General features: G+C 68.6%; 20 protein-coding genes, 1 tRNA gene and 2 pseudogenes. 10 read left to right on the top strand and 13 right to left on the bottom strand.

Features of this window, described 5'->3' with window-relative positions; translation table 11 throughout:
• The first annotated feature begins 181 nt into the window (after positions 1-181).
• The 5 genes and pseudogenes from QAR72_RS14015 (at position 182) to QAR72_RS13995 (ending at position 4,183) form a co-directional block, all read left to right on the top strand.
• Entirely contained in the window at positions 182-556 is a 375-nt protein-coding gene (locus QAR72_RS14015; protein ID WP_442953582.1) for a lytic transglycosylase domain-containing protein, read from the top strand.
• Between the two features lie 505 nt (positions 557-1,061).
• Positions 1,062-1,523: pseudogene (locus tag QAR72_RS15680) on the top strand (relaxase/mobilization nuclease domain-containing protein); the annotation flags it as partial.
• A gap of 70 nt (positions 1,524-1,593) precedes the next feature.
• Positions 1,594-1,977, top strand: a complete 384-nt coding sequence (locus QAR72_RS14005) for a phage major capsid family protein (RefSeq protein WP_304617997.1) — start codon at positions 1,594-1,596, stop codon at positions 1,975-1,977.
• Complete coding sequence (locus QAR72_RS14000) at positions 1,974-3,752, top strand: phage major capsid protein (protein WP_304617996.1); 1,779 nt, start codon at positions 1,974-1,976, stop codon at positions 3,750-3,752. Before QAR72_RS14005 ends, QAR72_RS14000 begins: the two co-directional genes overlap by 4 nt.
• Positions 3,752-4,183, top strand: coding sequence for a hypothetical protein (locus QAR72_RS13995; RefSeq protein ID WP_304617995.1), 432 nt, complete (start codon positions 3,752-3,754; stop codon positions 4,181-4,183). The genes QAR72_RS14000 and QAR72_RS13995 overlap by 1 nt, the downstream gene beginning before the upstream one ends.
• Positions 4,184-4,284: 101 nt before the next feature.
• Here QAR72_RS13995 and QAR72_RS13990 read toward each other — a convergent pair.
• Positions 4,285-4,361, bottom strand: a tRNA-Met gene (locus QAR72_RS13990).
• A gap of 166 nt (positions 4,362-4,527) precedes the next feature.
• On the bottom strand, positions 4,528-5,850 hold the full coding sequence (gltX, locus tag QAR72_RS13985) for a glutamate--tRNA ligase (RefSeq protein WP_304617994.1): 1,323 nt from the start codon (positions 5,848-5,850) through the stop codon (positions 4,528-4,530).
• Between the two features lie 78 nt (positions 5,851-5,928).
• On the opposite strand from gltX, the gene QAR72_RS13980 reads away from it, so the two are divergent.
• On the top strand, positions 5,929-6,336 hold the full coding sequence (locus QAR72_RS13980) for a metallopeptidase family protein (protein ID WP_304617993.1): 408 nt from the start codon (positions 5,929-5,931) through the stop codon (positions 6,334-6,336).
• Positions 6,333-7,286, top strand: a complete 954-nt coding sequence (locus QAR72_RS13975) for a 1-phosphofructokinase family hexose kinase (RefSeq protein ID WP_304617992.1) — start codon at positions 6,333-6,335, stop codon at positions 7,284-7,286. Before QAR72_RS13980 ends, QAR72_RS13975 begins: the two co-directional genes overlap by 4 nt.
• A 51-nt stretch (positions 7,287-7,337) precedes the next feature.
• Here the strand turns inward: QAR72_RS13975 and QAR72_RS13970 are convergent, their stop codons facing one another.
• On the bottom strand, positions 7,338-7,664 hold the full coding sequence (locus tag QAR72_RS13970) for a DUF6280 family protein (RefSeq protein WP_101752457.1): 327 nt from the start codon (positions 7,662-7,664) through the stop codon (positions 7,338-7,340).
• Positions 7,665-8,022: 358 nt separating this feature from the next.
• Between QAR72_RS13970 and efp the strand changes: the two genes are divergently transcribed.
• Positions 8,023-8,586 carry an elongation factor P gene (gene efp, locus QAR72_RS13965; protein ID WP_304617991.1) on the top strand — a complete coding sequence of 188 codons (564 nt, stop codon included), beginning with the start codon at positions 8,023-8,025 and terminating at the stop codon, positions 8,584-8,586.
• 128 nt (positions 8,587-8,714) lie between these two features.
• Here efp and dinB read toward each other — a convergent pair whose 3' ends face one another.
• Genes dinB through QAR72_RS13950 form a run of 3 tightly spaced genes read right to left on the bottom strand, consistent with a single transcriptional unit; the run spans position 8,715 to position 12,258 of the window.
• A complete protein-coding gene (dinB, locus tag QAR72_RS13960; protein WP_304617990.1) occupies positions 8,715-9,842 on the bottom strand; it encodes a DNA polymerase IV in 1,128 nt (375 codons plus the stop codon).
• Complete coding sequence (gene ygfZ, locus QAR72_RS13955) at positions 9,839-10,561, bottom strand: CAF17-like 4Fe-4S cluster assembly/insertion protein YgfZ (RefSeq protein ID WP_304617989.1); 723 nt, start codon at positions 10,559-10,561, stop codon at positions 9,839-9,841. Before ygfZ ends, dinB begins: the two co-directional genes overlap by 4 nt.
• Positions 10,558-12,258: an ABC transporter ATP-binding protein gene (locus tag QAR72_RS13950; RefSeq protein ID WP_304617999.1), complete on the bottom strand. Its 1,701-nt coding sequence runs from the start codon at positions 12,256-12,258 to the stop codon at positions 10,558-10,560. Before QAR72_RS13950 ends, ygfZ begins: the two co-directional genes overlap by 4 nt.
• 314 nt (positions 12,259-12,572) lie before the next feature.
• Between QAR72_RS13950 and QAR72_RS13945 the strand changes: the two genes are divergently transcribed.
• Positions 12,573-13,745, top strand: a complete 1,173-nt coding sequence (locus QAR72_RS13945) for a pyridoxal-phosphate-dependent aminotransferase family protein (protein ID WP_304617988.1) — start codon at positions 12,573-12,575, stop codon at positions 13,743-13,745.
• 10 nt (positions 13,746-13,755) lie between these two features.
• On the opposite strand, the gene copM is transcribed toward QAR72_RS13945, so the two are convergent.
• From copM to QAR72_RS13930, 3 genes are read right to left on the bottom strand one after another with little or no spacing between them, the layout of a single operon-like run.
• Positions 13,756-14,151: a CopM family metallochaperone gene (gene copM / locus QAR72_RS13940; protein WP_304617987.1), complete on the bottom strand. Its 396-nt coding sequence runs from the start codon at positions 14,149-14,151 to the stop codon at positions 13,756-13,758.
• Between the two features lie 59 nt (positions 14,152-14,210).
• Complete coding sequence (rsmD, locus tag QAR72_RS13935; protein WP_304617986.1) at positions 14,211-14,798, bottom strand: 16S rRNA (guanine(966)-N(2))-methyltransferase RsmD; 588 nt, start codon at positions 14,796-14,798, stop codon at positions 14,211-14,213.
• Positions 14,795-15,997 carry an NAD(P)/FAD-dependent oxidoreductase gene (locus tag QAR72_RS13930; RefSeq protein WP_304617985.1) on the bottom strand — a complete coding sequence of 401 codons (1,203 nt, stop codon included), beginning with the start codon at positions 15,995-15,997 and terminating at the stop codon, positions 14,795-14,797. Before QAR72_RS13930 ends, rsmD begins: the two co-directional genes overlap by 4 nt.
• Before the next feature lie 78 nt (positions 15,998-16,075).
• Between QAR72_RS13930 and QAR72_RS13925 the strand changes: the two genes are divergently transcribed.
• A complete protein-coding gene (locus tag QAR72_RS13925) occupies positions 16,076-16,561 on the top strand; it encodes a peroxiredoxin (RefSeq protein ID WP_304617984.1) in 486 nt (161 codons plus the stop codon).
• A 75-nt stretch (positions 16,562-16,636) separates the two neighbouring features.
• On the opposite strand, the gene QAR72_RS13920 is transcribed toward QAR72_RS13925, so the two are convergent.
• From QAR72_RS13920 to QAR72_RS13905, 4 genes and pseudogenes are all read right to left on the bottom strand, one after another.
• Positions 16,637-17,779: a GNAT family N-acetyltransferase gene (locus QAR72_RS13920; protein ID WP_304617983.1), complete on the bottom strand. Its 1,143-nt coding sequence runs from the start codon at positions 17,777-17,779 to the stop codon at positions 16,637-16,639.
• A 112-nt stretch (positions 17,780-17,891) separates the two neighbouring features.
• Positions 17,892-18,641, bottom strand: a complete 750-nt coding sequence (locus QAR72_RS13915) for a glycerophosphodiester phosphodiesterase family protein (protein WP_304617982.1) — start codon at positions 18,639-18,641, stop codon at positions 17,892-17,894.
• A complete protein-coding gene (locus QAR72_RS13910; protein WP_304617981.1) occupies positions 18,641-19,096 on the bottom strand; it encodes a RidA family protein in 456 nt (151 codons plus the stop codon). The genes QAR72_RS13915 and QAR72_RS13910 overlap by 1 nt, the downstream gene beginning before the upstream one ends.
• A 49-nt stretch (positions 19,097-19,145) precedes the next feature.
• Positions 19,146-20,003 (bottom strand): annotated as a pseudogene (locus QAR72_RS13905) (chromosome segregation protein SMC); the annotation flags it as partial.

Below are 20,003 nucleotides of genomic sequence, written 5' to 3'. Positions count from 1 at the left end.
GGCTTCAACCGCTCCATCTGCGCGTCGGTCAGCCAGAAAAGATTGCTCATCATCACCCCCGTCAGTTCGGGAGCTTGAATCACGCGGGCCGGACAGCCTCAAGAAAATCAATGGGTCCTGACCCTAACGCAAGGCGGCGGCATCCATTTCGCGGCAGACCCCACCCGGATACCTACGCGAAATGTTCGACCGCTACGGCAATGTCGCGGCGATGCTGGCGGCCTACAATGCCGGTCCCGGCCGCTATGACGAGTACCTTGCGATCGGCCGCATCCTGCCGGCCGAAACGCGGGCCTATGTCGCCGCGCTCGCGCCGATCCTCGGCGGCGCGGCTGCAAACGATCTGCCGTCATCGGCACCGCCACCGCCGCCAGATTGGCGCGAGGCACCGCTGTTCGTCATGCGTCCGGGCGACGCGCGGGCTGTCGCCGCGCCGCCGTCCGACACACGATCCGGCGACACCCGCGCGACCGTTCCGGCGCGCGACCCCGTCGATGCGGAGTCACAGGGCGACAGCATTTTCGTCGCCAACGCGAGCGGTTCGGGAACGCCATGAGGGCGGCGTTCCCGCGCTTGGTGGCGCTCATTCCGGTATCCAGTCAGGCAGATTTTTGCCCGGCTAGAATCCCGGCAGGAGGGGCAGAAAAGGCAGAAAGGGCGGAGGGCAAGATTAAAGAAGACGGCACCATGTCGGGCCGCTTCCGGAAATTGTTGTTGTCTGCACGCTGGTTAGGACAGCCGCGAGCGGCACCATGGTCATCGGCCCCGTGTGCCGCGATTTTTCGCAAAGCCTTGGTTTTGCTGGGATTTGAGCGGCACCACAGGCCCATATCGGCCCGTTCTCGTCAGTTTCAGCCGGAGTCGCGTCCTTGAGCGCAGACGACGAGAATCGCTTCCGACCGACGCCCGGCCGCATCCGATCCGACACGCCGAAGGCTGGGAGACCCAAGAGCTTCCTCGCGCAGGTCAGGAAGATCACCCGCCAGCATCAGGCGGCAGCCTCCCGCGATCCTTCCACGCTGTCATCCACCCGCCCGTCATCGCCGGGGCGGTCCCGCGCCATGGTCGCCAGCGGCAAGGGCGTGAAGCGAGGCAGGGGCGCGAGCTTCGTGCGCGCCCGCAACATATCCGGCAACTGGCATCATCGCCAGCCGGGCAGCCGCCGTGTGATCGTCAAGCAGCGCAGCGTCCGGACCGCATGGAAGGGCGGCCGTGCCCGCGCGCATCTGCGCTATATCCAGCGTGACGGAACATCGCGCGACCGAGAGCGCGGCCAGCTCTATTCGGGGACCGAGGACCGCGCCGACGGCGACGCCTTCCTTGATCGCGGCAAGGACGACCGCCATCAGTTGAGATTCATCGTCTCGCCCGAGGACGGCGCGGAGTTGTCGGACCTCACAGCCTACACCCGCGATTTCATGAAACAGGTGGAAGCCGACCTCGGCACGAAACTCGATTGGGTCGCCGTCAACCACTACAACACCGGCCATCCTCATGTGCATGTCATCGTCAACGGCCGCGACGATACCGGCGGGGATCTAGTCATCAACGGCGACTACCTTTCTGCCGGCCTGCGCGAACGCGCCAGCGAGCTTGCCAGTCTGGAACTCGGCCCCGTGGGCGCAAGCGTCCGACCTTCTGCGCGCCGTTCAGGAAGGCAACGCCGCCGATCCGGTTTTCATCCTGTCGCCGCTGATGGCCCATGTTCTGCGGACCACCTTCGAAACGACGGTCGAGCGCGTCCTGAAGGATGGTCAGATTGCGGATCAACCCGCGCTGATCACCCCGGCCATGCCCGACACCGACCTGATCTGCGGTGGCTTCTCGGATCTGATCATCGGGCAATGGGGCGGGCTCGACCTTCGCGTTGATCCGGCGCCGGGCGCGGCAAGCGATACCGTCACCCTGCGCGCCTTTGCCGACGTGGCGTTCCTTGTCCGGCGCCTGTCGAGCTTCGCCTTGGGTGGCGTCGAATGACGGTCACGGCCGCAGAAATCCGGCGCCGCGCCGCCGAGGGGCTGAACCGGGCCGCCACTGTCGGGCCGATCAACGCCGAGGCGCGGACGGTCGAGGTCGCCTTTGCCAGCGAGGCGCCCGTTGCGCGCTGGTTCGGGGATGAGGTCTTGATCGTCAGCCCCGAGGCCATGCGATCCGACCGCCTGCGCGATGGTGCTGCCGTCCTAGTCAATCACGACTGGGAAAGTCAGGTCGGAGTGGTCGAATCCGTGTCGATCGACAAGGGCCGCGCCCGCGCCGTGCTGCGCTTCGGCAACAGCGCCGCATCGCGCGAAATGTTCCAGGACATTGCCGACGGCATCCGCCGGCATGTTTCCGTCGGCTATCAGGTCCACGCAATCGAGGTCGAGACCCGCAAGGGCGCCGCCGATCTGGCGCGCGTGACCGACTGGGAGCCGTTTGAAATTTCCATCGTATCCGTTCCCGCAGACCCGACGGTTGGCGTCGGTCGGGACGCCAGACAAGCAGGAGAACCCATGCCGCCCAAGACCAACACCGCGCCCACCAGCGCCAGCACCCAAGGCGAAGAAGATCGCGTTACCGCCGTCCTCGAGCTGGGCCGCGTCTACAACCACGACGCCCTTGCGGCCGAGGTCCTGCGCGCTGGTGGCGGTCCGGAGGAAATGCAGGCCCGTATCCTCGAGCACATGAACGCGAACGGCAATCAGCCGCTTCGTGACGGGGGCAGCATCGGCCTTACCGAGCGTGAGGCGGGCCGCTTCTCATTCATGGCCCTGATCCGGCACCTTGCCGCCCCGACCGCCGAGAGCGCCGAGGCCGCCGCCTTCGAGCTGGAATGCAGCCGGGCCTTCGCCCGCCGCACCGGCCGTGAGCCCCAAGGCGCGTTCATCCCGCCCGACGTGCTGCTGTCGCGCAACTTCGGCGGCGCGCTGAACACCCAGACCGCCAACCAGGGCGCCGAGCTGGTGGCAACCGATCTGCTGGCCGGGAACTTCATCGACATTCTGCGGAACCGCCTTTCGATCATGCAGGCGGGCGCGACCATGCTTCAGGGTCTGGTCGGGAACGTCGCAATCCCGCGTCTTGCGGGCGGCGCGACTGCCGAATGGCTGGCCGAGGGCGGTTCGGTCACGGACTCGCGCCCCACGACCGACGTTGTGATGATGTCGCCAAAGACCGTGGCCGCATCCGTCCCGATCACCCGCCGCCTTTTGCTGCAATCCACGCCCGCCGTGGAATCGATGGTGCGGAATGATCTGGTCGCGGGCATCGCCCTGGCAATCGACGCTGCCGCGCTGAACGGGCATCCCAGCCCGCACGCCCCGACCGGCCTGCGCGAGATCATCGCCGCGAACGCGCTGAACTGGGCCACCGCCGCCCGCCCGACCTTTGCCGAGATCGTCGAGCTTGAAACCCGGATCGCGGCCGCCAATGCCGACCAGGGCGCCTTGCGCTACATCTACGGCGCCGCCATGTCGGGCCACCTGAAAACGACCGTTCTCGAGCCGGGCGCCCCGGTCTTTATCGAGGCGGGCGAGACGGTGAACGGCTATCGCCGGATCAAGTCGAACCAAGCCCGGCCGGGCGATGCCTTCTTTGGCAACTGGACCGATCTTCTGGTTGGCATGTGGTCGGGCCTCGACCTGCGCGCCGATACCTGGACGCTGGCGGCCTCTGACGGGCTGGTGCTGCGCGCGTTCCAGGACGTCGATATTGCCGTTCGCCACCCGGAGAGCTTCGCCCTGGGTCAGAACGCCCCCGCCGCGCCGGAATAATGCCCCGGCAACGCATAGACGCGCCCGGCACGGCCTATGCCGAGTCGGGCGCAATCGTGATCACCGCGCCGCGCTTGGCCGAATACCTTGGCGTCAGCCCGCGCCGGGTTTGGCAAATGCGCCAGCGCGGCGAGCTGGTCACGCATGGGCGCGGCCTCATCGACGCATCCCACGCCTTCAACGCGCGAATCGTTCGCCTCTTTCTGACGCCCGAGAAGGCCGCCGAGCTGGACAAGTTCCGGATCGCTGCCGTGGGCTGGCTGATGGTGCGATGGTCCGCAGGCGTGAGCCCGCGCGACCTGGCCGACTGGCGCGTCATGGCCGGGCATTGGCGGCTTACCCCTGCCGAGGGGCGTAAGGTCCTCGAGGACGCCGCCGATCTGATGGGGCGCCCGCGTCCGAGCTTCAAGCAAGCCCGGTCCCGCCGCTGAAACCCGTTCAAGCGCCGTCGCGCTGGTGGGTCTAATGGTGGGTCTGGGAAAATCGGAAACCCGGATTTTCCTTTGCCAGCAATGCGATAAGGGAAAAACCGTGGTAGCGGAGGAGGGACTCGAACCCCCGACACGCGGATTATGATTCCGCTGCTCTAACCAACTGAGCTACTCCGCCACGGTGAGCGCGATCTAAGGGACCGCCGGGATGGCGTCAAGCGCTTTTCGACCGAAATCTGGGCGCTTGGCGCAGTTTGTCGAACAGGCGCAAGGGGGCGCCCATCCATGCGCCGCAGCGGGGGGTGCGGGGGGCGGCAAGCCCCCCGCCACGCCGCGGGACGCAATCAGGCGCGCGCCTTCACCACGCGCAGCAGGGGCATCACCTCGGACATGTCCGGGCCATGCGCCTGGCCGGTCACGGCCTTGCGCAGCGGCATGAACAGTGCCTTGCCCTTGCGGCCGGTGGCGTCCTTGACCAAGGCCGTCCACTCGCCCCAGGTCGCGTCGGTGAACGGCCCTTCGGGCAGCAGCGCCATCGCCTGCGCCACGAAATCGGCATCCTCGGGATCGATCTGCGGCTCGGCGCCTTCGCTGAAGATGCGCCACCAATCGGCCAGATCCTCCAGCCGCGTGATGTTCTGCGAGGCGACGCGCCAGAACCGTTCGGCCTGGTCAGCCGGAACGCCAAGCGCCGCGATGCGGTCCGCGACCTGATCGAAGGGCAGCGACTGGTTGCGCTCTCGCGTCAGCGGCCACAGATCCTCGGCGTCGAACTTGGTGGGCGAGGCGCCGAACTGGCCCAGATCGAAGCTCTGCGCCAGCTCGTCCAGCGAGGCCAGCCCCACCGGCACGCCCGATCCCAGCCGCGCCATCAGCGAGATCAGCGCCTCGGGCGCCACGCCCGCCTCGCGCAGGTCTTTCAGGGACAGGGCGCCGATGCGCTTGGACAGCTCCTCGCCCTTGGCGCCGGTCAGCAGCGAATGATGGGCGAAGGCCGGGGGCGTGCCGCCGATGGCCTTGATGATCTGGATCTGCGTCGCCGTGTTCGTCACATGGTCGGACCCGCGCACGATATGGGTCACACCCATGTCGGTATCATCCACGCTGCTGGCGAAGGTGTAGAGCACCTGACCGTCCGCGCGGATCAGCACCGGGTCACTGACCGAGGCCGCATCGATCGAGATGTCGCCCAGAATCCCGTCGGTCCATTCGATCCGCTCCTGCTCAAGCAGGAAGCGCCAGTAACCCTCGCGCCCTTCGGCCCTCAGACGGTCCTTGTCGGCATCCGTCAGCGACAGGCCGGTGCGGTCATAGACCGGCGGGCGGCCCATGTTCAGCAGCTTCTTGCGCTTGAGGTCCAGTTCGGTCGGGGTCTCGAACACCTCGTAGAGGCGCCCCGACGCCTTCAGCGCCTCGGCCTCGGCGCGGTAGCGGTCCAGCCGCAGGGACTGACGCTCGACGCGGTCCCAGTGCAGGCCCAGCCAGTCGAGATCGCGCTTGATGCCATCGACATATTCCTCCTTGCTGCGCTCCTGGTCGGTATCGTCCAGGCGCAGGATGAAGGTGCCGCCGGTCTTTCGGGCGATCAGATAGTTGAACAGCGCGGTGCGCAGGTTGCCCACATGGATATGGCCCGTGGGCGAGGGCGCGAAGCGAGTGATGGTCATGGGACGTCTCCTGTTGGCATCGCTCTTTCACAGGCGGCGCTTTTTGTCCATATCAGGGGCTGAACGCAGGAGGCGCGAATGACCGATTGGGACGGGCTGACCCCCCCGGATGCAGCCGAGATCGAGGCGATGGCACGCAGCGCACTGACCGGCCTGCCCGCCGAATTCGCCGAGGGTGCGGCGGGCGTCGCCATCCGCGTGGCCGAATTCGCCCCCGACGACGTGCTGGACGAATTGCAGATCGACGACCCGTTCGAACTGACCGGCCTCTATGACGGCGTGCCGCTGACGGAAAAGTCGGTCAGCGACCAGCCGGGCCAGCCCGACATCATCTGGCTTTATCGCCGCCCGATCCTCGACGAATGGGCCTCGCGCGGGGATGTGTCGCTTGGCGATCTTGTCGTGCATATCGTCACGCATGAGATGGCGCATCATTTCGGCTGGTCGGATGACGACATCGCCCGCATCGACAAGTGGTGGGAATGAGCGGCCAGGCCCCCATCCTGACGGTCACGCTGAACCCGGCGCTGGACCTGTCCACCGCCGCCGACAGCGTCGTTCCCGACCTCAAGCTGCGCTGCGACAAGCCGGTGATGGACCCGGGCGGCGGCGGCATCAATGTCAGCCGCGCGATCAAGATCATCGGCGGCCAATCCACCGCGATGGTCGCGCTAGGCGGCGCGACCGGGGCGCGGATGGCGGACATGCTGCGCGAGGCGGGCCTTGACGTGCTGCGCCTGACCGCGCCGGGCGAGACGCGGCAATCGCTGGCCGTCACCGACCGGGCGACGGGCGGGCAATACCGCTTCGTGATGCCCGGCCCCGAATGGCACATGACGCAGCTTGCCGGCACCATCGCCGCCATTGCCGAGGCCGCGCTGGCCGGGGGCTGGGTCGTCGTGTCGGGATCGAACCCCCCGGGCATCGCTCCGGGATTCGAGCAGATGCTGACCGTGCGCCTGAAGGACGGGCGCGCGAAACTTCTGGTGGATACCTCGGGCGAGGCGCTGAGGGCGCTAGCCGGATCCTCGATCCCCGTCGACGTGCTGCGGATGGACAGCCACGAGGCCGAGGAACTGGCAGGTCGCCCCCTGCCCGCCCGAGAGGACAGCGCCGAATTCGCTGCGGGGCTGGTCCAGCACGGCGCCGCGCGGTCGGTGATCGTGGCGCGGGGCGCCGACGGCTCGGTCATTGCCGGGCCCGAGGGCGCCTGGCACGCGGCGGCTGCCCCGGTCAAGGTGGTCAGCGCGGTCGGCGCGGGCGACAGCTTCGTGGCAGGCTTCGTGCTGGCCATGGCGCGCGGATGGCCCGCCCAGGAGGCGCTGGCCCTTGGCACGGCAGCGGCCTCGGCGGCGGTGATGACCCCCGCGACACAGCTTTGCAACGCCGAGGATGTGCGGCATTTCTATTCGCAGCGCGTGATCACGCGGCTCTGACGCAAAAGGCCGCCCCTGCGGGACGGCCCTTGATACGCGGATGCGGCGCGATCAGGCGGCTTCGGCCTCGTCCGCCTCGGCAGCCATGCGACGCTCGCTCTCTTCGCGCGACAGCGCGACCGAGGTGCGCACGCCCTTGGACACGAATTCCATAAGGCCCTTCACCACACGCTCGTTCGGGTCGATCCCGGCGCAGGACAGCACCTCGCGCCCATCGCGCGAACGCGCCCACCGGGCGATCTGCTCGGGGCCGTTGCCATATTTCTTGTCGTCGGCAATGGCATCATCCAGAGCCGCCAGCACCACGGCCGCAAACAGCTTGCGGGCCCGCTGGCCTTGTTCGAAATTGAAAGCCGAGCCGTCAACAAAATCGCGCATCTTTTTCGTCCATCTCTGCGGCCTCTTCGGGCAAAAGAAGCCTTCGGGGCAGGTTTGGCATGCCCCTGGTTATCGTTCCGTTTCTCCGACGGTGCCGCAGGGCTTACCCTGTTTCGCCGCCGATTCGGTATTCCTGCTGCCGCATGTCTGCCATGTCTCTACTGCATGTCATGCAAAGACAGGGCAAAAACTTTCGCATTTCCGGGCCCGAGGCGCGATTTTGCCGCACCGCGTCCCTTGACAACGCCACAAGCCCGATTTGGTTGCCTCATACCGCAGGCCCCGATATAGGGGCGCCAAGCGGTCGTTCAACGCCCCGGACGGCCTGATTTTTCCGCAAACCGACGAGACCCATCCAATGCCCAAGATCAACGGCAACGAAATCCGCCCCGGCAACGTGCTGGAGCATGACGGGGGCCTGTGGGCCGCCGTCAAGGTCAGCCATGTCAAGCCCGGCAAGGGCGGCGCCTTCGCCCAGGTCGAGATGAAGAACCTGCGCGACGGCCGCAAGCTGAACGAGCGCTTCCGGTCGGAAGACAAGGTCGAGCGCGTGCGCCTGGACCAGAAGGACCAGCAATTCCTGTATGAAACCGACGGCAAGCTGGTCTTCATGGACAGCGAGACCTTCGAGCAGACCGAGCTGGATGCCGAACTGCTGGGCGACCGCCGCCCCTTCCTGCAGGACGGCATGACCGCGACGATCGAATATTACGGGGAAGAGGCGCTGTCCGTGTCCATCCCGCAGAAGGTCACCTGCACCGTGGCCGAGACCGAGCCGGTCGTGAAGGGCCAGACCGCGGCGAACAGCTACAAGCCGGCGATCCTGGACAACGGCGTGCGCATCATGATCCCGCCCTTCGTCGGCGAGGGCGAGCAGATCGTGGTGAACACGGAATTGTTCGAATACAGCGAACGCGCCTGATTCCCGCGTGCGACGGCACCGGAAAGCCCCGCGCGAGACCTCGCGCGGGGCTTTTTTGCGTCCCGCGATGGCCGGGGGTTTTCCACCCCCGGACCCCCGGAGGATATTTGAGCCAAGGCAAAGGACGGTCAGGCCGGATCGCCGAAAAGGTCGAGTTGCGCGGCCGTGCCGTCATCGCTGTCAAAATGCGAGAGAGTGATGCCCAGAAGGCGGGCGCCGCGCGGATCGGGGAGGACGGTCGCGCCCAGATCGCGGGCGAGGGCCAGCAATTGCGCCTCGGACGCGACGGGCTGGGGCAGCGTGCGGGCCCGGGTGATCTGGTGGAAATCGGCGAACTTGACCTTGAGCGTGACCGTGCGGCCCCTCATCCGGTGCCGCGTTGCGGCCGTCCAGACCTTGGCGGCCAGAGGGATCAGCGCATCGGCCGCCTGGTCCAGCGTCATCAGGTCGGCGGGATAGGTGTTCTCGGCGCCGATGGATTTGCGGGTGCGGTCGGGGCTGACCCGGCGGTGGTCGATGCCCCTTGCGATGTTCCAGTAATATTGCCCCGACTTGCCGAAGCGGCGGGTGAGGAAATCGAGGCTCTGGGCGCGCAGGTCGGCGCCGGTGTGGATGCCCATCGCCTGCATCCGCGACGCCGTGGCGGGGCCGATGCCGTGGAACTTGCCCACCGGCAGGGTCAGCACGAAATCGGGACCGCGTTCGGGGGTGATGACGCAGAGCCCGTCGGGCTTGTTCTGGTCGGAGGCCAGTTTCGCCAGGAACTTGTTGTAGCTGACGCCCGCGCTGGCCGTCAGGCCCGTCGCCGCGTGGATGCGGGCGCGGATTTCCTGTGCGATGGCGGTGGCGGTGCGTCCTGACAGGTGGTCGGTCAGGTCCAGATAGGCCTCGTCCAGGGAGAGCGGTTCGACCAACGGGGTGTAGTCGGCGAAGATCGCGCGGATCTGCTGGCTGACTGCGCGGTAGATATCGAAACGCGGGCGCACAAAGATCAGGTCGGGACAGAGCCGCGCCGCGCGCAGCGAGGGCATGGCCGAGCGCACGCCGAAGGCGCGGGCCTCGTAGCTGGCGGCCGCGACGACACCGCGCGCCGCCGAGCCGCCCACCGCGACCGGCTTGCCGCGGAGGTCGGGATTGTCGCGCTGTTCGACCGAGGCATAGAAGGCGTCCATGTCGATATGGACGATCCTGCGCGGGCTGTCCTGCATCTCGCCTGCGCCGGAAAGGGGGCCGGGCGGGTCGGCCCGTTCGCTCATGTGTCGGGGTCGAGCCGCGCCCCGGCAGCCTCCATCCCCGGCGCGACGCGGTCGAAGCGGACATGCGCCAGAGCGCGCCCGCCCGATTGCGTGTGCAGGGTGCCGACCTCGCGCCCCGCATGGGTGATGGGCGTGCCGGGGGCGGCCTCGCCGGAGATGCGCAGGCGGGCCAGGCCCTTGCGGAGCTCGGTCTTGTGCTTCATGCGGGCGGTGACCTCTTGCCCGACGTAGCAGCCCTTGCGGAAATCCACGCCGTTCAGGCGCTCGAACCCGGCTTCGAGGATGTAGGTCTCGTTCGGGATCAGCTCGGCCAAGCTTTCGGGGATCAGATGCTCGACCCGGATCGCGTCCCAGTCGCTGCCATCCTCGCCCGCCTCGCCGTAAAGGCGCCAGCCAAGGGCGGGGTGGCGCGGATCGGGAATGGCGTTTTCAGGCGCCGCCCCGGTGCCGCGGGCGACCGGCATGTCCACCGCGTCCAGCGCCACGCGCGAACGCAGGCGATACATCGAGAGCCGTCGCATCAGGTCGTCGGCCAGCCGCGCATCGACGTCGATCAGCAGCGCCTCGGGGGCCGGAACGATCAGGAAATCGGCCAGATACTTGCCCTGAGGGGTCAGGATCGCCGCCCAGCAGGGGGCGCGGCGCACGTCATTGGTGACGAGGCCCTGCAGGAAGGTCTCGCGGTCCTCGCCGGTGACGCGGATGATCTGGCGGCTCATGTCTCGGCTCCGAATTGAAGTGCGACAAGGCGGGCATAGGCGCCGCCCCTTGCCATCAACTGGTCATGGCTGCCCTGTTCGACAACCCGGCCCGCATCCAGGACAACGATCTTGTCGGCGTTGCGGATGGTCGACAGACGGTGCGCGATGACCAGCGTGGTGCGCCCCTGCGACAGCCGGTCCAGCGCGTCCTGCACCAGCCTTTCGCTGGCCGTGTCCAGCGCGCTGGTCGCCTCGTCCAGCAGCAGGACGGGCGCGTCGCGCAGGATCGCCCGGGCGATGGCGATGCGCTGGCGCTGACCGCCCGACAGGGCCGAGCCGCGCGGCCCGGCCGGGCTGTCGAGGCTGCGCGTCTCGTCCAGAAAGTCGCTGACATGCGCCGCATCCAGCGCGCGGGCCAGATCGGCCTCGCTGGCCGAGGGGCGGCCCATCAGCACGTTGTCGCGCAGGCTTTCGTCGAACAGAGCCGATTCCTGCGCCACGGTCGAGAACTGGTCGCGCAGCACGCCCAGATCATAGTCGCGCACCGGGACACCGCCCAATGTCACCTGCCCCCGTTCCGGGTCGATCATCCGGGTCAGCAGGTTGAAGACGGTGGATTTTCCTGCGCCAGACGGGCCGACCAGCGCCGTGGTGCGCCCGGCCTCGGCGGTGAAAGTCAGCCCGCGCAGGACCGGCTGGCCGTCATAGGACAGCCACACATCGTCAAGCACGATGGCGGTATGGGACGGCGGATCGAGCCGGGCGCCCGACACGACTGTCGGCTTGGTGTCAAAGACCTGGTAGATCCGCTCAAGGCTGGCGGCCGCCGTCTGCCAGGTCCCCGCAAGCCCGCCCAGCCGGCGCATGGGCTGGAAGGCCAGCGCCAGGGCGGTGAAGAAGGCCATGAAATCGCCCACGCTGCGCGTGCCCTCCATCACCTCGCGCCCGCCTAGCGCCAGCACCGCGATGAAGCCGATGCCGGTCACGATATCGGTCAGCGCCGGGATGACCGAGGATGTCGCCGCGACCTTGGTTTCCGCCTGCCGGATGCGGCCGACGATGGCCGCGAACCGCGCGGTCTGGTCGGCCTCGGCCCGGTTCAGGCGGATCGAAGCGATGCCGTGCAGCACCTCATCCAGACGCATGGCGCGCAGGCTGGCATTGGCGCGGGTCTGGCGCATCTTGCGGCGGATGTAGCGCTGCACCAGCGCCGCGGGCAGGATCAGGATCGGCGCGCCCACCAGCGCGGCCATCGTCCACCAGGGGTCGATATTCACCGCCACCGCGAACAGCATGACCAGCGCGATGGCGTCGCGCGTGGCCCCGGTGATCAGCGTGGCCCAGACCCCCTGAACGGCCATCGTGTCGCCCTGCACCCGCTCGATCATGGCGCCGGGCGGGTTGTCGCGGAAGAAGCGGCTGTCCAGCGTCAGGATATGCGCCAGAAGGTCCGTCTGCATCCGGGTCGAGACCGACAGCGAGATTCGCGTCAGCAGCGCACGGCTGGAGACCAGCGTCACCGCGCGCAGCAGGAACACCCCGAAGATGGCCGTCCCGACCCACCACAGCGCGCCTTCCTCCTGTCCGATGAAGACGCGGTCGAAAAGCGGCTTCAGCATCCACGAGATCAGCGCGAGGGTCGAGCCCTCGACCGTCATCAGCGCGAAGGCCACCATCATCGCCGCGCGGTGCGGGCGGAGGTAATCCCCCCACATCCGCCGCAGCAGGCCCTGCACATGGCTGGAACCGATATGCGGCTGCACGACCGGCTGGGGCGCGGCCAGAGGCGCGGCTTGGGCCGGGGGCGGCGGCGCGGCGGGCGTCTCGGGGCGGGGGTCCAATCCTCGGGCCTTTCCTTCTTGGCGCGCCGTCCGGGCGGGCCATGGCCAAGGCATAACGGCCCGGGCGGCAGGCGGCAAGGCGACAGGCCCCCGCAGCCGCGCGGCCGGCGCCCCGCCACCGAAGACGCCCGTTGACGGCGCCCGCGCACCGCCCTACCGATTCTGCACGATGTGAAGGAAAGCCGCGCATGAGCCTGTCCCAAGGTCACGAAATCATTGCCATCCCCGGCCCCTCGCCCCTGCCGATGCGGGTGCTGAACGCCGCGCACCGCGCCTCGCCCGACATCTATGCCGAGCCTCTGGCAGAACTGAACCTGTCGGTCATGGCGCAGCTGAAGCGGCTGGCGGGGACGCAGGCGCATCTGGCGCCCTATATCGGCAATGGCCATGCCGGATGGGAGGCCGCCGCCGCGAACCTGTTCGACAAGGGCGACGCGGTTCTGGTCGTCACCTGCGGCCATTTCGGCCGGTCCTGGGCCGAGACGCTGGAGACGATGGGCGTCGCCGTGGAACGGCTGGATTTCGGCAACCTGCCGCCCGATCCCGCGCGGATCGCGGCACGGCTGGACGAGGACCGGCAGCACCGTCTTCAGGCCGTCATGGTCTGCCAGACCGACACGGCCAGCGCGACCATGGCCGACATCCCCGCGATCCGCGCCGCGATGGGCGATCACCCGGCCTTGCTGGTCGTGGATGCCATCGCCTCGCTTGGCTGCGCACCGATGCGGATGGACGAATGGGGCGTCGACGTGCTGATCGCGGCCAGCCAAAAAGGGCTGATGTGCCTGCCCGGCACGGCCTTCGTCTGGTTTTCCGACAAGGCCGCCGCACGCGGTCGCAGCGGCCTGACGACGCCCTATTGGGACTGGCACCTGCGCGCCGGGGCCGAGGCGCTGTGGCGCTTCTGGGGCGGCACGCCGCCGGTCCAGCAAGTCTATGGGCTGGACGAGGCGCTGCGGATGATCCTGGACGAGGAAGGGCTGGAGGCCGTCTGGCGCCGCCATGCGCGGCTGGCCCGCGCGGTCTGGGCGGCGGTCGATGCCTGGGGGGCGGGCCATCCGGCGATCCGGGCCAGCGTGGCGGACCCGGCGGCGCGCGCGGCCTCGGTCACGGCGGTGACGATGCCGGGCGCGGACAAATTGCGGGCATGGGTGACGGCGGAATGCGGCGTCACGCTTGGCGTGGGCTTGGGCGCGGCCGATCCGGCCGGCGCGCTGCGCGTCGCGCATATGGGCCATTGCAACGCAGCGATGCTGATGGGGACGCTTGGGGCAATGCAGGCCGGGCTGATCGCGCTGGACATCCCCCACGGCACCGGCGCGCTGGAGGCCGCCGCCGCCTCGCTGGCCCGGCGCGACTGAGCGCGCGGCCCTATTGGGCCGCGTCCTCCTCCGTCATGTTCTCCAGCCATTCGCGCATCAGGGCAATCTCGGCCTCCTGCGCCTCGATGATCTCGACCGCCAGGGCGCGGATCTCGGGATCGGTGCCGTGTTCCAGAACGATCTGGGCCATGGCCACCGCGCCTTCGTGATGCGGGATCATGCCGCGCAGAAAGTCGATATCGGCGTTTCCGCTGTATTCGATGGCCATATCCTCGTGCATCCGGTCCATCGCCTCGACATAGGCGCGGGTCGAAGGGGGGGCATCGGCTTCGGCCGCGGCGGGGGCGCCGTGGTCATGCCCGGCATGGGAATGGTCCTGCGCGGCCAGGGGCGCGGCCAGCGCGGTCATCAGGATCAGGGTCAGGGCGGGTCTTGTGGCGAACATGGTCGTACCTCCTTGCGGCAGCGTGGCGGGCGGGCGCGGCGCCGGCAAGCCGGGCAGCGTCACATTTCCGTGCCGTCCGCGGCCTTTGGCGGCAGGCGCAGCAGGGAAACGACCGTGCCGCCATAGCTGCGCTGATCCAGCAGACGCGCCCAGGCGGGCAGGCGCGGCGGGCGGCTCTCCTCCCACAAGATGGTCGCGCCGGGGGCGATCCAGCCCCCCTGATGCGCCGAGGCGAGGGCAGCCTCGCCCAGACCCTGCGCATAGGGCGGGTCCAGAAAGACCAGATCATGCGGCGCGATATCCGCCGCGCCCAGCCGCGTCGCATCGCGCGCGACCAGCCGCGCCCGGTCGGCGCAGCGCGCCAGCTTCAGGTTCTGCCGGATCAACCCCTGCGCCGCGCGCCCCTCGTCGACCAGCGTCAGATGCGCCGCCCCGCGCGACAATGCCTCGATCCCCAACGCGCCGGTTCCGGCGAAGAGATCCAGAACCCGCGCCCCGGGCAGAGGATTGCCGTGTCGGCCATTGACCAGCAGGTTGAAGATCGCTTCGCGCACGCGGTCGGTGGTGGGCCGCAGATGCGCCGCCGGATCGCCCGCGCCCAGTTCGGCCAGCTTCAGCCCGCGCAGGCTGCCGCCGACGATCCTCATGCCAGCAGCGCCTTGAGATCGGGCGCCGAGGCAACCTGCTCGGGCGCAGGGCTCAGTCCGGCCTCGATCAGGCGCTTGCCGATCATGTAGGCGCGCGGATCGTTCAGCGCATCGACCGCAATGAGCCGCCCGGCACGGTAATACCAGACCGAGCCCGCGTGATCGCCCGAACCGGCGCGCGTCACGACATGGTCATGGCCCGCATTCAGCCCCGCGATCTGAAGCTTGGCATCGAACTGGTCCGACCAGAACCACGGTCGCAGGACAAGGTCGCGCCCCTGCCCCAGCATGTCGTCGGCCACGCATTCCGCCATGTCGATCGCCGCGCCGACGCTTTCCAGCCTCAATTGCGCCCCCTCATGCGGCAGGCTGGCGCAATCGCCCGCAGCCCAGATCCCCGGCAGCGAACAGCGCCCGCGCAGATTGGTGCGGATGCCGTTCTCCAGCGCCAGCCCGGCATCCCGCGCCAGATCGGTGCGCGGCTGCACGCCGATCCCCTGGATGATCAGATCGGCCTCGATCACCCGCCCGTCGTTCAATGCGACCCCGGTTGCGCGGTCGGTGCCGGTGATGTGGGTGATCCCCACGCCCTCCATGATGCGCACCCCATGCGCCTGATGCAGCGCCCGGATCATCTCGGCCGTCTCGGCCGCGGCGACACGACCGAGGATGCGCGGGGCGGCCTCGATCAGCGTGACCTCGAGGCCCAGCTTGCGCGCCACAGCGGCAGCCTCCAGCCCGATATAGCCGCCGCCGACGACGACAAGCCGCGCGCCCGCCACCATCAGCGGGGCCAGCGCGTCGATATCGCCCAGATCGCGCAGGACATGCGTGCCAGGCAGATCGCCGCCCATCGCGGCAGGCAGACGCCGGGGCGCGGCGCCAAGCGTCAGGCCAAGCGCGTCGTAATCCAAGACGCCCCGATCGGTGGTGATCCTGCGCGCCTCAGGATCAACGGCCAGCGCGGTCTCGCCCAGACGCAGCTCGATCCCCTGGGCCTGCCACCATTCGGGGGCGCGCAGGGTCAGCCGGTCCAGACCCATCTCGCCCAGCAGATAGGCCTTGGACAGGGGCGGCCGCTGATAGGGGGCCACGGGCTCGGCGCCGATCACGGTCAGCGGCCCCGCATGACCCTTGGCGCGCAGCCGCGCCGCCATGGAAGCAGCCGCCTGTCCGGCCCCGATGATCACGATCCGCATCCGCTGTCCTGCCCGCTGGTCTCGATGTGCGGCGCAGCCTATAGTCACCGCGAATCCGTTGCAATTCAGGAGCGTGCAATGACCATCACCACCGGAGACAAGCTGCCCCAAGGCCAATTGCTGCGCGTCGGCGAGAACGGTCCCGAGAGCCTGTCCACCGACAGCATGATGCAGGGGCGCATCGCGCTCTTCGGTCTGCCGGGCGCCTTCACCGGCACCTGCACGAATGCCCATATGCCCAGCTTCGTGCGCACCGCAGACGCGTTCCGTCAGAAGGGCATCGACCGGATCATCTGCATCGCGGTGAACGACCCCTTCGTGGTCAAGGCCTGGTCCGACGCGACCGGCGCCGAGAATGCCGGGATCGAGGTCCTGGCCGATGCCGATGGCAGCCTGACCAAGGCGCTCGGCCTGAACTTCGACGCCCCACCGGTCGGCTTCTTCGGCCGCTGCAAGCGCTTCGCCTCGCTTCTGCGCGACGGCACGTTCGAGGTGATCGACGTCGAAGACAGCCCCGGCAGCTGCGGCATCAGCGCGGGCGAATCCCTGCTGGAAAAGGCCTGACGCTCAAGCCTCCTGTCTTTGCCTTGGACGAAATATCCTGCGGGGGGTCCGGGGGGACGCAAAGTCCCCCCGGCCTCACCCCCCGGGATCGCCCTTGCGAAAGGGTGTGAACCCGGCAAGGGCCTCGATCTCGTCGGCCATGGCGCGCCGCTCCTGCGCCAGGTAATTCGCCAGCGCCTGCAGGAAGCCGCCATCGCGGACCCAGTGCAGCGAATGGATCGGCACCGGCTCGTAGCCCCGTGCCAGCTTGTGGTCGCCCTGCGCCCCGGCCTCGACGCGCGCCAGGCCATGCGCGATCGCATGGTCGATCGCCTGATGATAGCACAGTTCGAAATGCAGGAAGGCGTGGTCCTCGACGCAGCCCCAGTAGCGCCCGTAGATGGCGTCGGGGCCGAGGAAGTTCAGCGCGCCCGCAATAGGCTGGCCGTCGCGTTCCGCCAGAACCAGCAGCACCTCGTCGCGCATCGTGTCGTGGATACCGTCGAAAAACGCGCGGGTCAGGTAGGGCTGGCCCCATTTGCGCGCGCCGGTATCCTGATAGAAGCCCCAGAACGCGTCCCAGTGATGCGGCTTCAGATCGTCGCCGCGCAGATGCCGGATCGTCCCGCCGAAAGCCTGCGCGCGGGCGCGTTCCTTGCGCAGGTCCTTGCGCTTGCGCGAGGACAGCGCGGCCAGGAAATCGTCGTAGCTGCCATAGCCGCGATTGATCCAGTGATATTGCTGCGTCACGCGTGGCAGGAACCCGGCCTCGGCGCCCAGACGCGATTCGGCCTCGGTGCAAAAGGTCACATGCGCGCCCGAGACCTGAAGCTTCTCGGCCAGACCGGTCAGCCCCTCCAGCAGGGCCGCGCGCATCACGTCGTCGCGGGCCAGAAGCCGGGCACCGCTGGCTGGCGTGAAGGGCACGGCGCATTGCAGCTTGGGATAGTAATGCCCGCCCGCGCGCATATAGGCCTGCGCCCAGGCATGGTCGAAGATGTATTCGCCCTGGCTGTGCGACTTCGCGTAAAGCGGCGCCGCGCCGACAATGCGGCCCCCCTGCTCCAGCGTCAGGTGCAGGGGCTGCCAGCCCGTCCCCGTCCCGACCGAGCGCGACTGCTCGAGCGCCAGCAGGAAACGGTGCGAGGTGAAGGGATTTCCGTCGCCCAGCCCGTCCCAGTCCTGAGGGTCGATGGCGGCGATCGAGGGATGGGTGCTCAGCGTCAACGCGTCGGTCATGGGGCCGAAGATAGGGCGGCCGCGCGCCATTGTCAGGCCCCCGCCGACAAGGGGCCGGTGTGGCGGGGCGCCGCAGTGGCGCGCCCCGACGGTGGACGGGCAGATTGCCCGCCTAATATGCGGCGCGGTAGCCTTCAAAGGTGACGTTCTGCGCGATGCGCCGCGCCGCCTGTTCCTCGGCCAATGAGCGGATCGTCCAGCTCAGGATGCCCGCCCCGGCGGCGCGCAGCGCATCGACGCGCGGATTGTCCAGATCGTCCTTGTCATGCGAGATGAAGGACGCGCCCACCGCATCGTAATCGGCAATTGCCGCCAGCTCGTCCCGCCGCGCAGGAGGAACGCGCGCCCAGTCATCTTCGCCAAAGGCGCAGGTGGTCAGGCCGACCGGCACATGCGGCGCGGCCTCGCGGAAGGCGGCGATCATGTGCGGGTTGAAGGACATGACCGCGACGGGGCCGTCATAGCCCGCCAGAGCCTCGGCCACGCGGGCGGGCAGCGTGCCCACATTCGGCCCGCAGGCGCCGTCCTGATCCTTGATCTCGATCAGCAAGGGTACGCGGCCCGCGATCAGGTCCAGAAACTGGCGCAGCGTCGGCACGGGCTCGTCCGTGCCAAGCAGGCGCAGCCCGGCCAGCGTCGCCGCATCGGTCGCGGCGATGAAGCCCTGCGCGCCGGTCAGGCGGTGCAACTGGTAATCGTGAAACACCAGCGGCTCGCCATCCGGGCCGGGCTGGATGTCGCATTCGATGCCGTATCCCGCCTCGATCGCGGCGCGGGCGGCGGCAAGGCTGTTTTCCGGCACGCCCGGCGCGTGCAGGCCCCGATGCGTGATCGGGATCGTCAGGAAGCGCGGGTCCAGCATCAGCGGATCTCGAACACGGCTTCGATCTCGACCGCGACGCCAAAGGGCAGCGAGGGCGCCGAGACGGCGGCGCGGGAATGGCGCCCGGCATCGCCGAAGACCTCGACCATCAGGTCCGAGCAGCCGTTGATGACCTTGGGCTGGTCGGTGAAATCGGGGGTCGAATTGACAAAGCCGGTCAGCTTCACGACGCGGGCCACGCGGTCCAGATCGCCCACGGCGGCCTTGAGCTGCGCGATCAGCGCCAAGCCGCAGCGGCGCGCGGCGGCGGCGCCCTCTTCGACCGAGGTGCCATCGCCCAGCTTGCCGGTGATCAGGCCGTTCTCGTCGGCGCTGATCTGGCCCGAGACGAAGACCAGATTGCCGGTCTGCACGAAGGGGACGTAATTCGCGGCGGGCATGGGGGCTTCGGGCAGGGTGATGCCTTTTTCGGCAAGGGTTTTCTCGACGCTCATGATGTCCTCGCTTGGGTTCGGGTTCGGGGCGACCCTAACGCGGGCGGGCTCAGGCGACCAGAGCCTCGGCGCGTTTCAGATCGACGCTGACCAACTGGCTGACGCCCTGTTCGACCATCGTCACGCCGAACAGCCGGTCCATCCGCGCCATCGTCACGGCATGGTGAGTGATGATCAGGAACCGCGTATCGGTGCGGCGGGTCATCTCGTCCAGCAGGTCGCAGAAGCGGCTGACATTGGCATCGTCCAGGGGCGCGTCTACCTCGTCCAGCACGCAGATCGGGGCGGGATTGGCCAGAAACACCGCGAAGATCAGCGCCATGGCGGTCAGGGTCTGCTCGCCCCCTGAAAGCAGGCTGAGGGTCGAAAGCCGCTTGCCCGGCGGCTGGCACATGATTTCCAGCCCCGCATCCAGCGGGTCATCGGATTCGACCAGAACCAGCCGCGCCTCGCCGCCGCCGAAGAGCGTGGTGAAGAGGGTGGCGAAATTCGCGTTCACCGTCTCGAAGGCGGCCAGAAGGCGTTCGCGCCCCTCGCGGTTCAGGCTGCCGATCCCGGCGCGCAGCTTGCGGATCGCCTCTTCCAGATCGTTCTTTTCGCCCGCGAGCTGGTCACGCTCGGCCTCCAGCGCCAGCTTGTCCTCGTCGGCACGCAGATTGACGGCGCCAAGCGCGTCGCGGGCCGCGCGCAGGCGGGCGATCTCGGCCTCGACGGTCTCGGCGGGGCGGTCGTCGATCTGGCCGAGGGTCGCCAGCAGGGCCTCGGGCGTCTGGTCGGTGTCCTCGGCGATGCGGGCGCGGGCCTGGGCCTCGGCCTCGCGCGCGGCCTCGGCGCGGGCCTCGCGGGCGGCGCGGGCCTCGCGCGCATCCGAGGCCAGGCGCTCGGCCTCGCGCGCGGCAAGGGCGGC

It is taken from the genome of Paracoccus sp. (in: a-proteobacteria), assembly GCF_030604785.1.
Lineage (GTDB): Bacteria > Pseudomonadota > Alphaproteobacteria > Rhodobacterales > Rhodobacteraceae > Paracoccus.
The sequence above is the reverse complement of the archived record's forward strand: the minus strand, read 5'-3'. Positions and strand labels throughout refer to the sequence as shown.

Bases quoted from the DNA above. Each gene is read 5' to 3' on its own strand.
- QAR72_RS13920 (WP_304617983.1), bottom strand. From the start codon at position 17,779: ATGACCGACGCGTTGACGCTGAGCACCCATCCCTCGATCGCCGCCATC.
- QAR72_RS14000 (WP_304617996.1), top strand. From the start codon at position 1,974: ATGACGGTCACGGCCGCAGAAATCCGGCGCCGCGCCGCCGAGGGGCTG.
- QAR72_RS13930 (WP_304617985.1), bottom strand. From the start codon at position 15,997: ATGCGGATCGTGATCATCGGGGCCGGACAGGCGGCTGCTTCCATGGCG.
- rsmD (WP_304617986.1), bottom strand. From the start codon at position 14,798: ATGAGGATCGTCGGCGGCAGCCTGCGCGGGCTGAAGCTGGCCGAACTG.
- QAR72_RS13975 (WP_304617992.1), top strand. From the start codon at position 6,333: ATGAGCGGCCAGGCCCCCATCCTGACGGTCACGCTGAACCCGGCGCTG.
- efp (WP_304617991.1), top strand. From the start codon at position 8,023: ATGCCCAAGATCAACGGCAACGAAATCCGCCCCGGCAACGTGCTGGAG.
- QAR72_RS13945 (WP_304617988.1), top strand. From the start codon at position 12,573: ATGAGCCTGTCCCAAGGTCACGAAATCATTGCCATCCCCGGCCCCTCG.
- QAR72_RS13910 (WP_304617981.1), bottom strand. From the start codon at position 19,096: ATGAGCGTCGAGAAAACCCTTGCCGAAAAAGGCATCACCCTGCCCGAA.
- QAR72_RS13925 (WP_304617984.1), top strand. From the start codon at position 16,076: ATGACCATCACCACCGGAGACAAGCTGCCCCAAGGCCAATTGCTGCGC.
- gltX (WP_304617994.1), bottom strand. From the start codon at position 5,850: ATGACCATCACTCGCTTCGCGCCCTCGCCCACGGGCCATATCCATGTG.
- ygfZ (WP_304617989.1), bottom strand. From the start codon at position 10,561: ATGAGCCGCCAGATCATCCGCGTCACCGGCGAGGACCGCGAGACCTTC.
- QAR72_RS13980 (WP_304617993.1), top strand. From the start codon at position 5,929: ATGACCGATTGGGACGGGCTGACCCCCCCGGATGCAGCCGAGATCGAG.
- QAR72_RS14015 (WP_442953582.1), top strand. From the start codon at position 182: ATGTTCGACCGCTACGGCAATGTCGCGGCGATGCTGGCGGCCTACAAT.
- dinB (WP_304617990.1), bottom strand. From the start codon at position 9,842: ATGAGCGAACGGGCCGACCCGCCCGGCCCCCTTTCCGGCGCAGGCGAG.
- copM (WP_304617987.1), bottom strand. From the start codon at position 14,151: ATGTTCGCCACAAGACCCGCCCTGACCCTGATCCTGATGACCGCGCTG.
- QAR72_RS13970 (WP_101752457.1), bottom strand. From the start codon at position 7,664: ATGCGCGATTTTGTTGACGGCTCGGCTTTCAATTTCGAACAAGGCCAG.
- QAR72_RS13950 (WP_304617999.1), bottom strand. From the start codon at position 12,258: ATGTGGGGGGATTACCTCCGCCCGCACCGCGCGGCGATGATGGTGGCC.
- QAR72_RS13915 (WP_304617982.1), bottom strand. From the start codon at position 18,641: ATGCTGGACCCGCGCTTCCTGACGATCCCGATCACGCATCGGGGCCTG.
- QAR72_RS13995 (WP_304617995.1), top strand. From the start codon at position 3,752: ATGCCCCGGCAACGCATAGACGCGCCCGGCACGGCCTATGCCGAGTCG.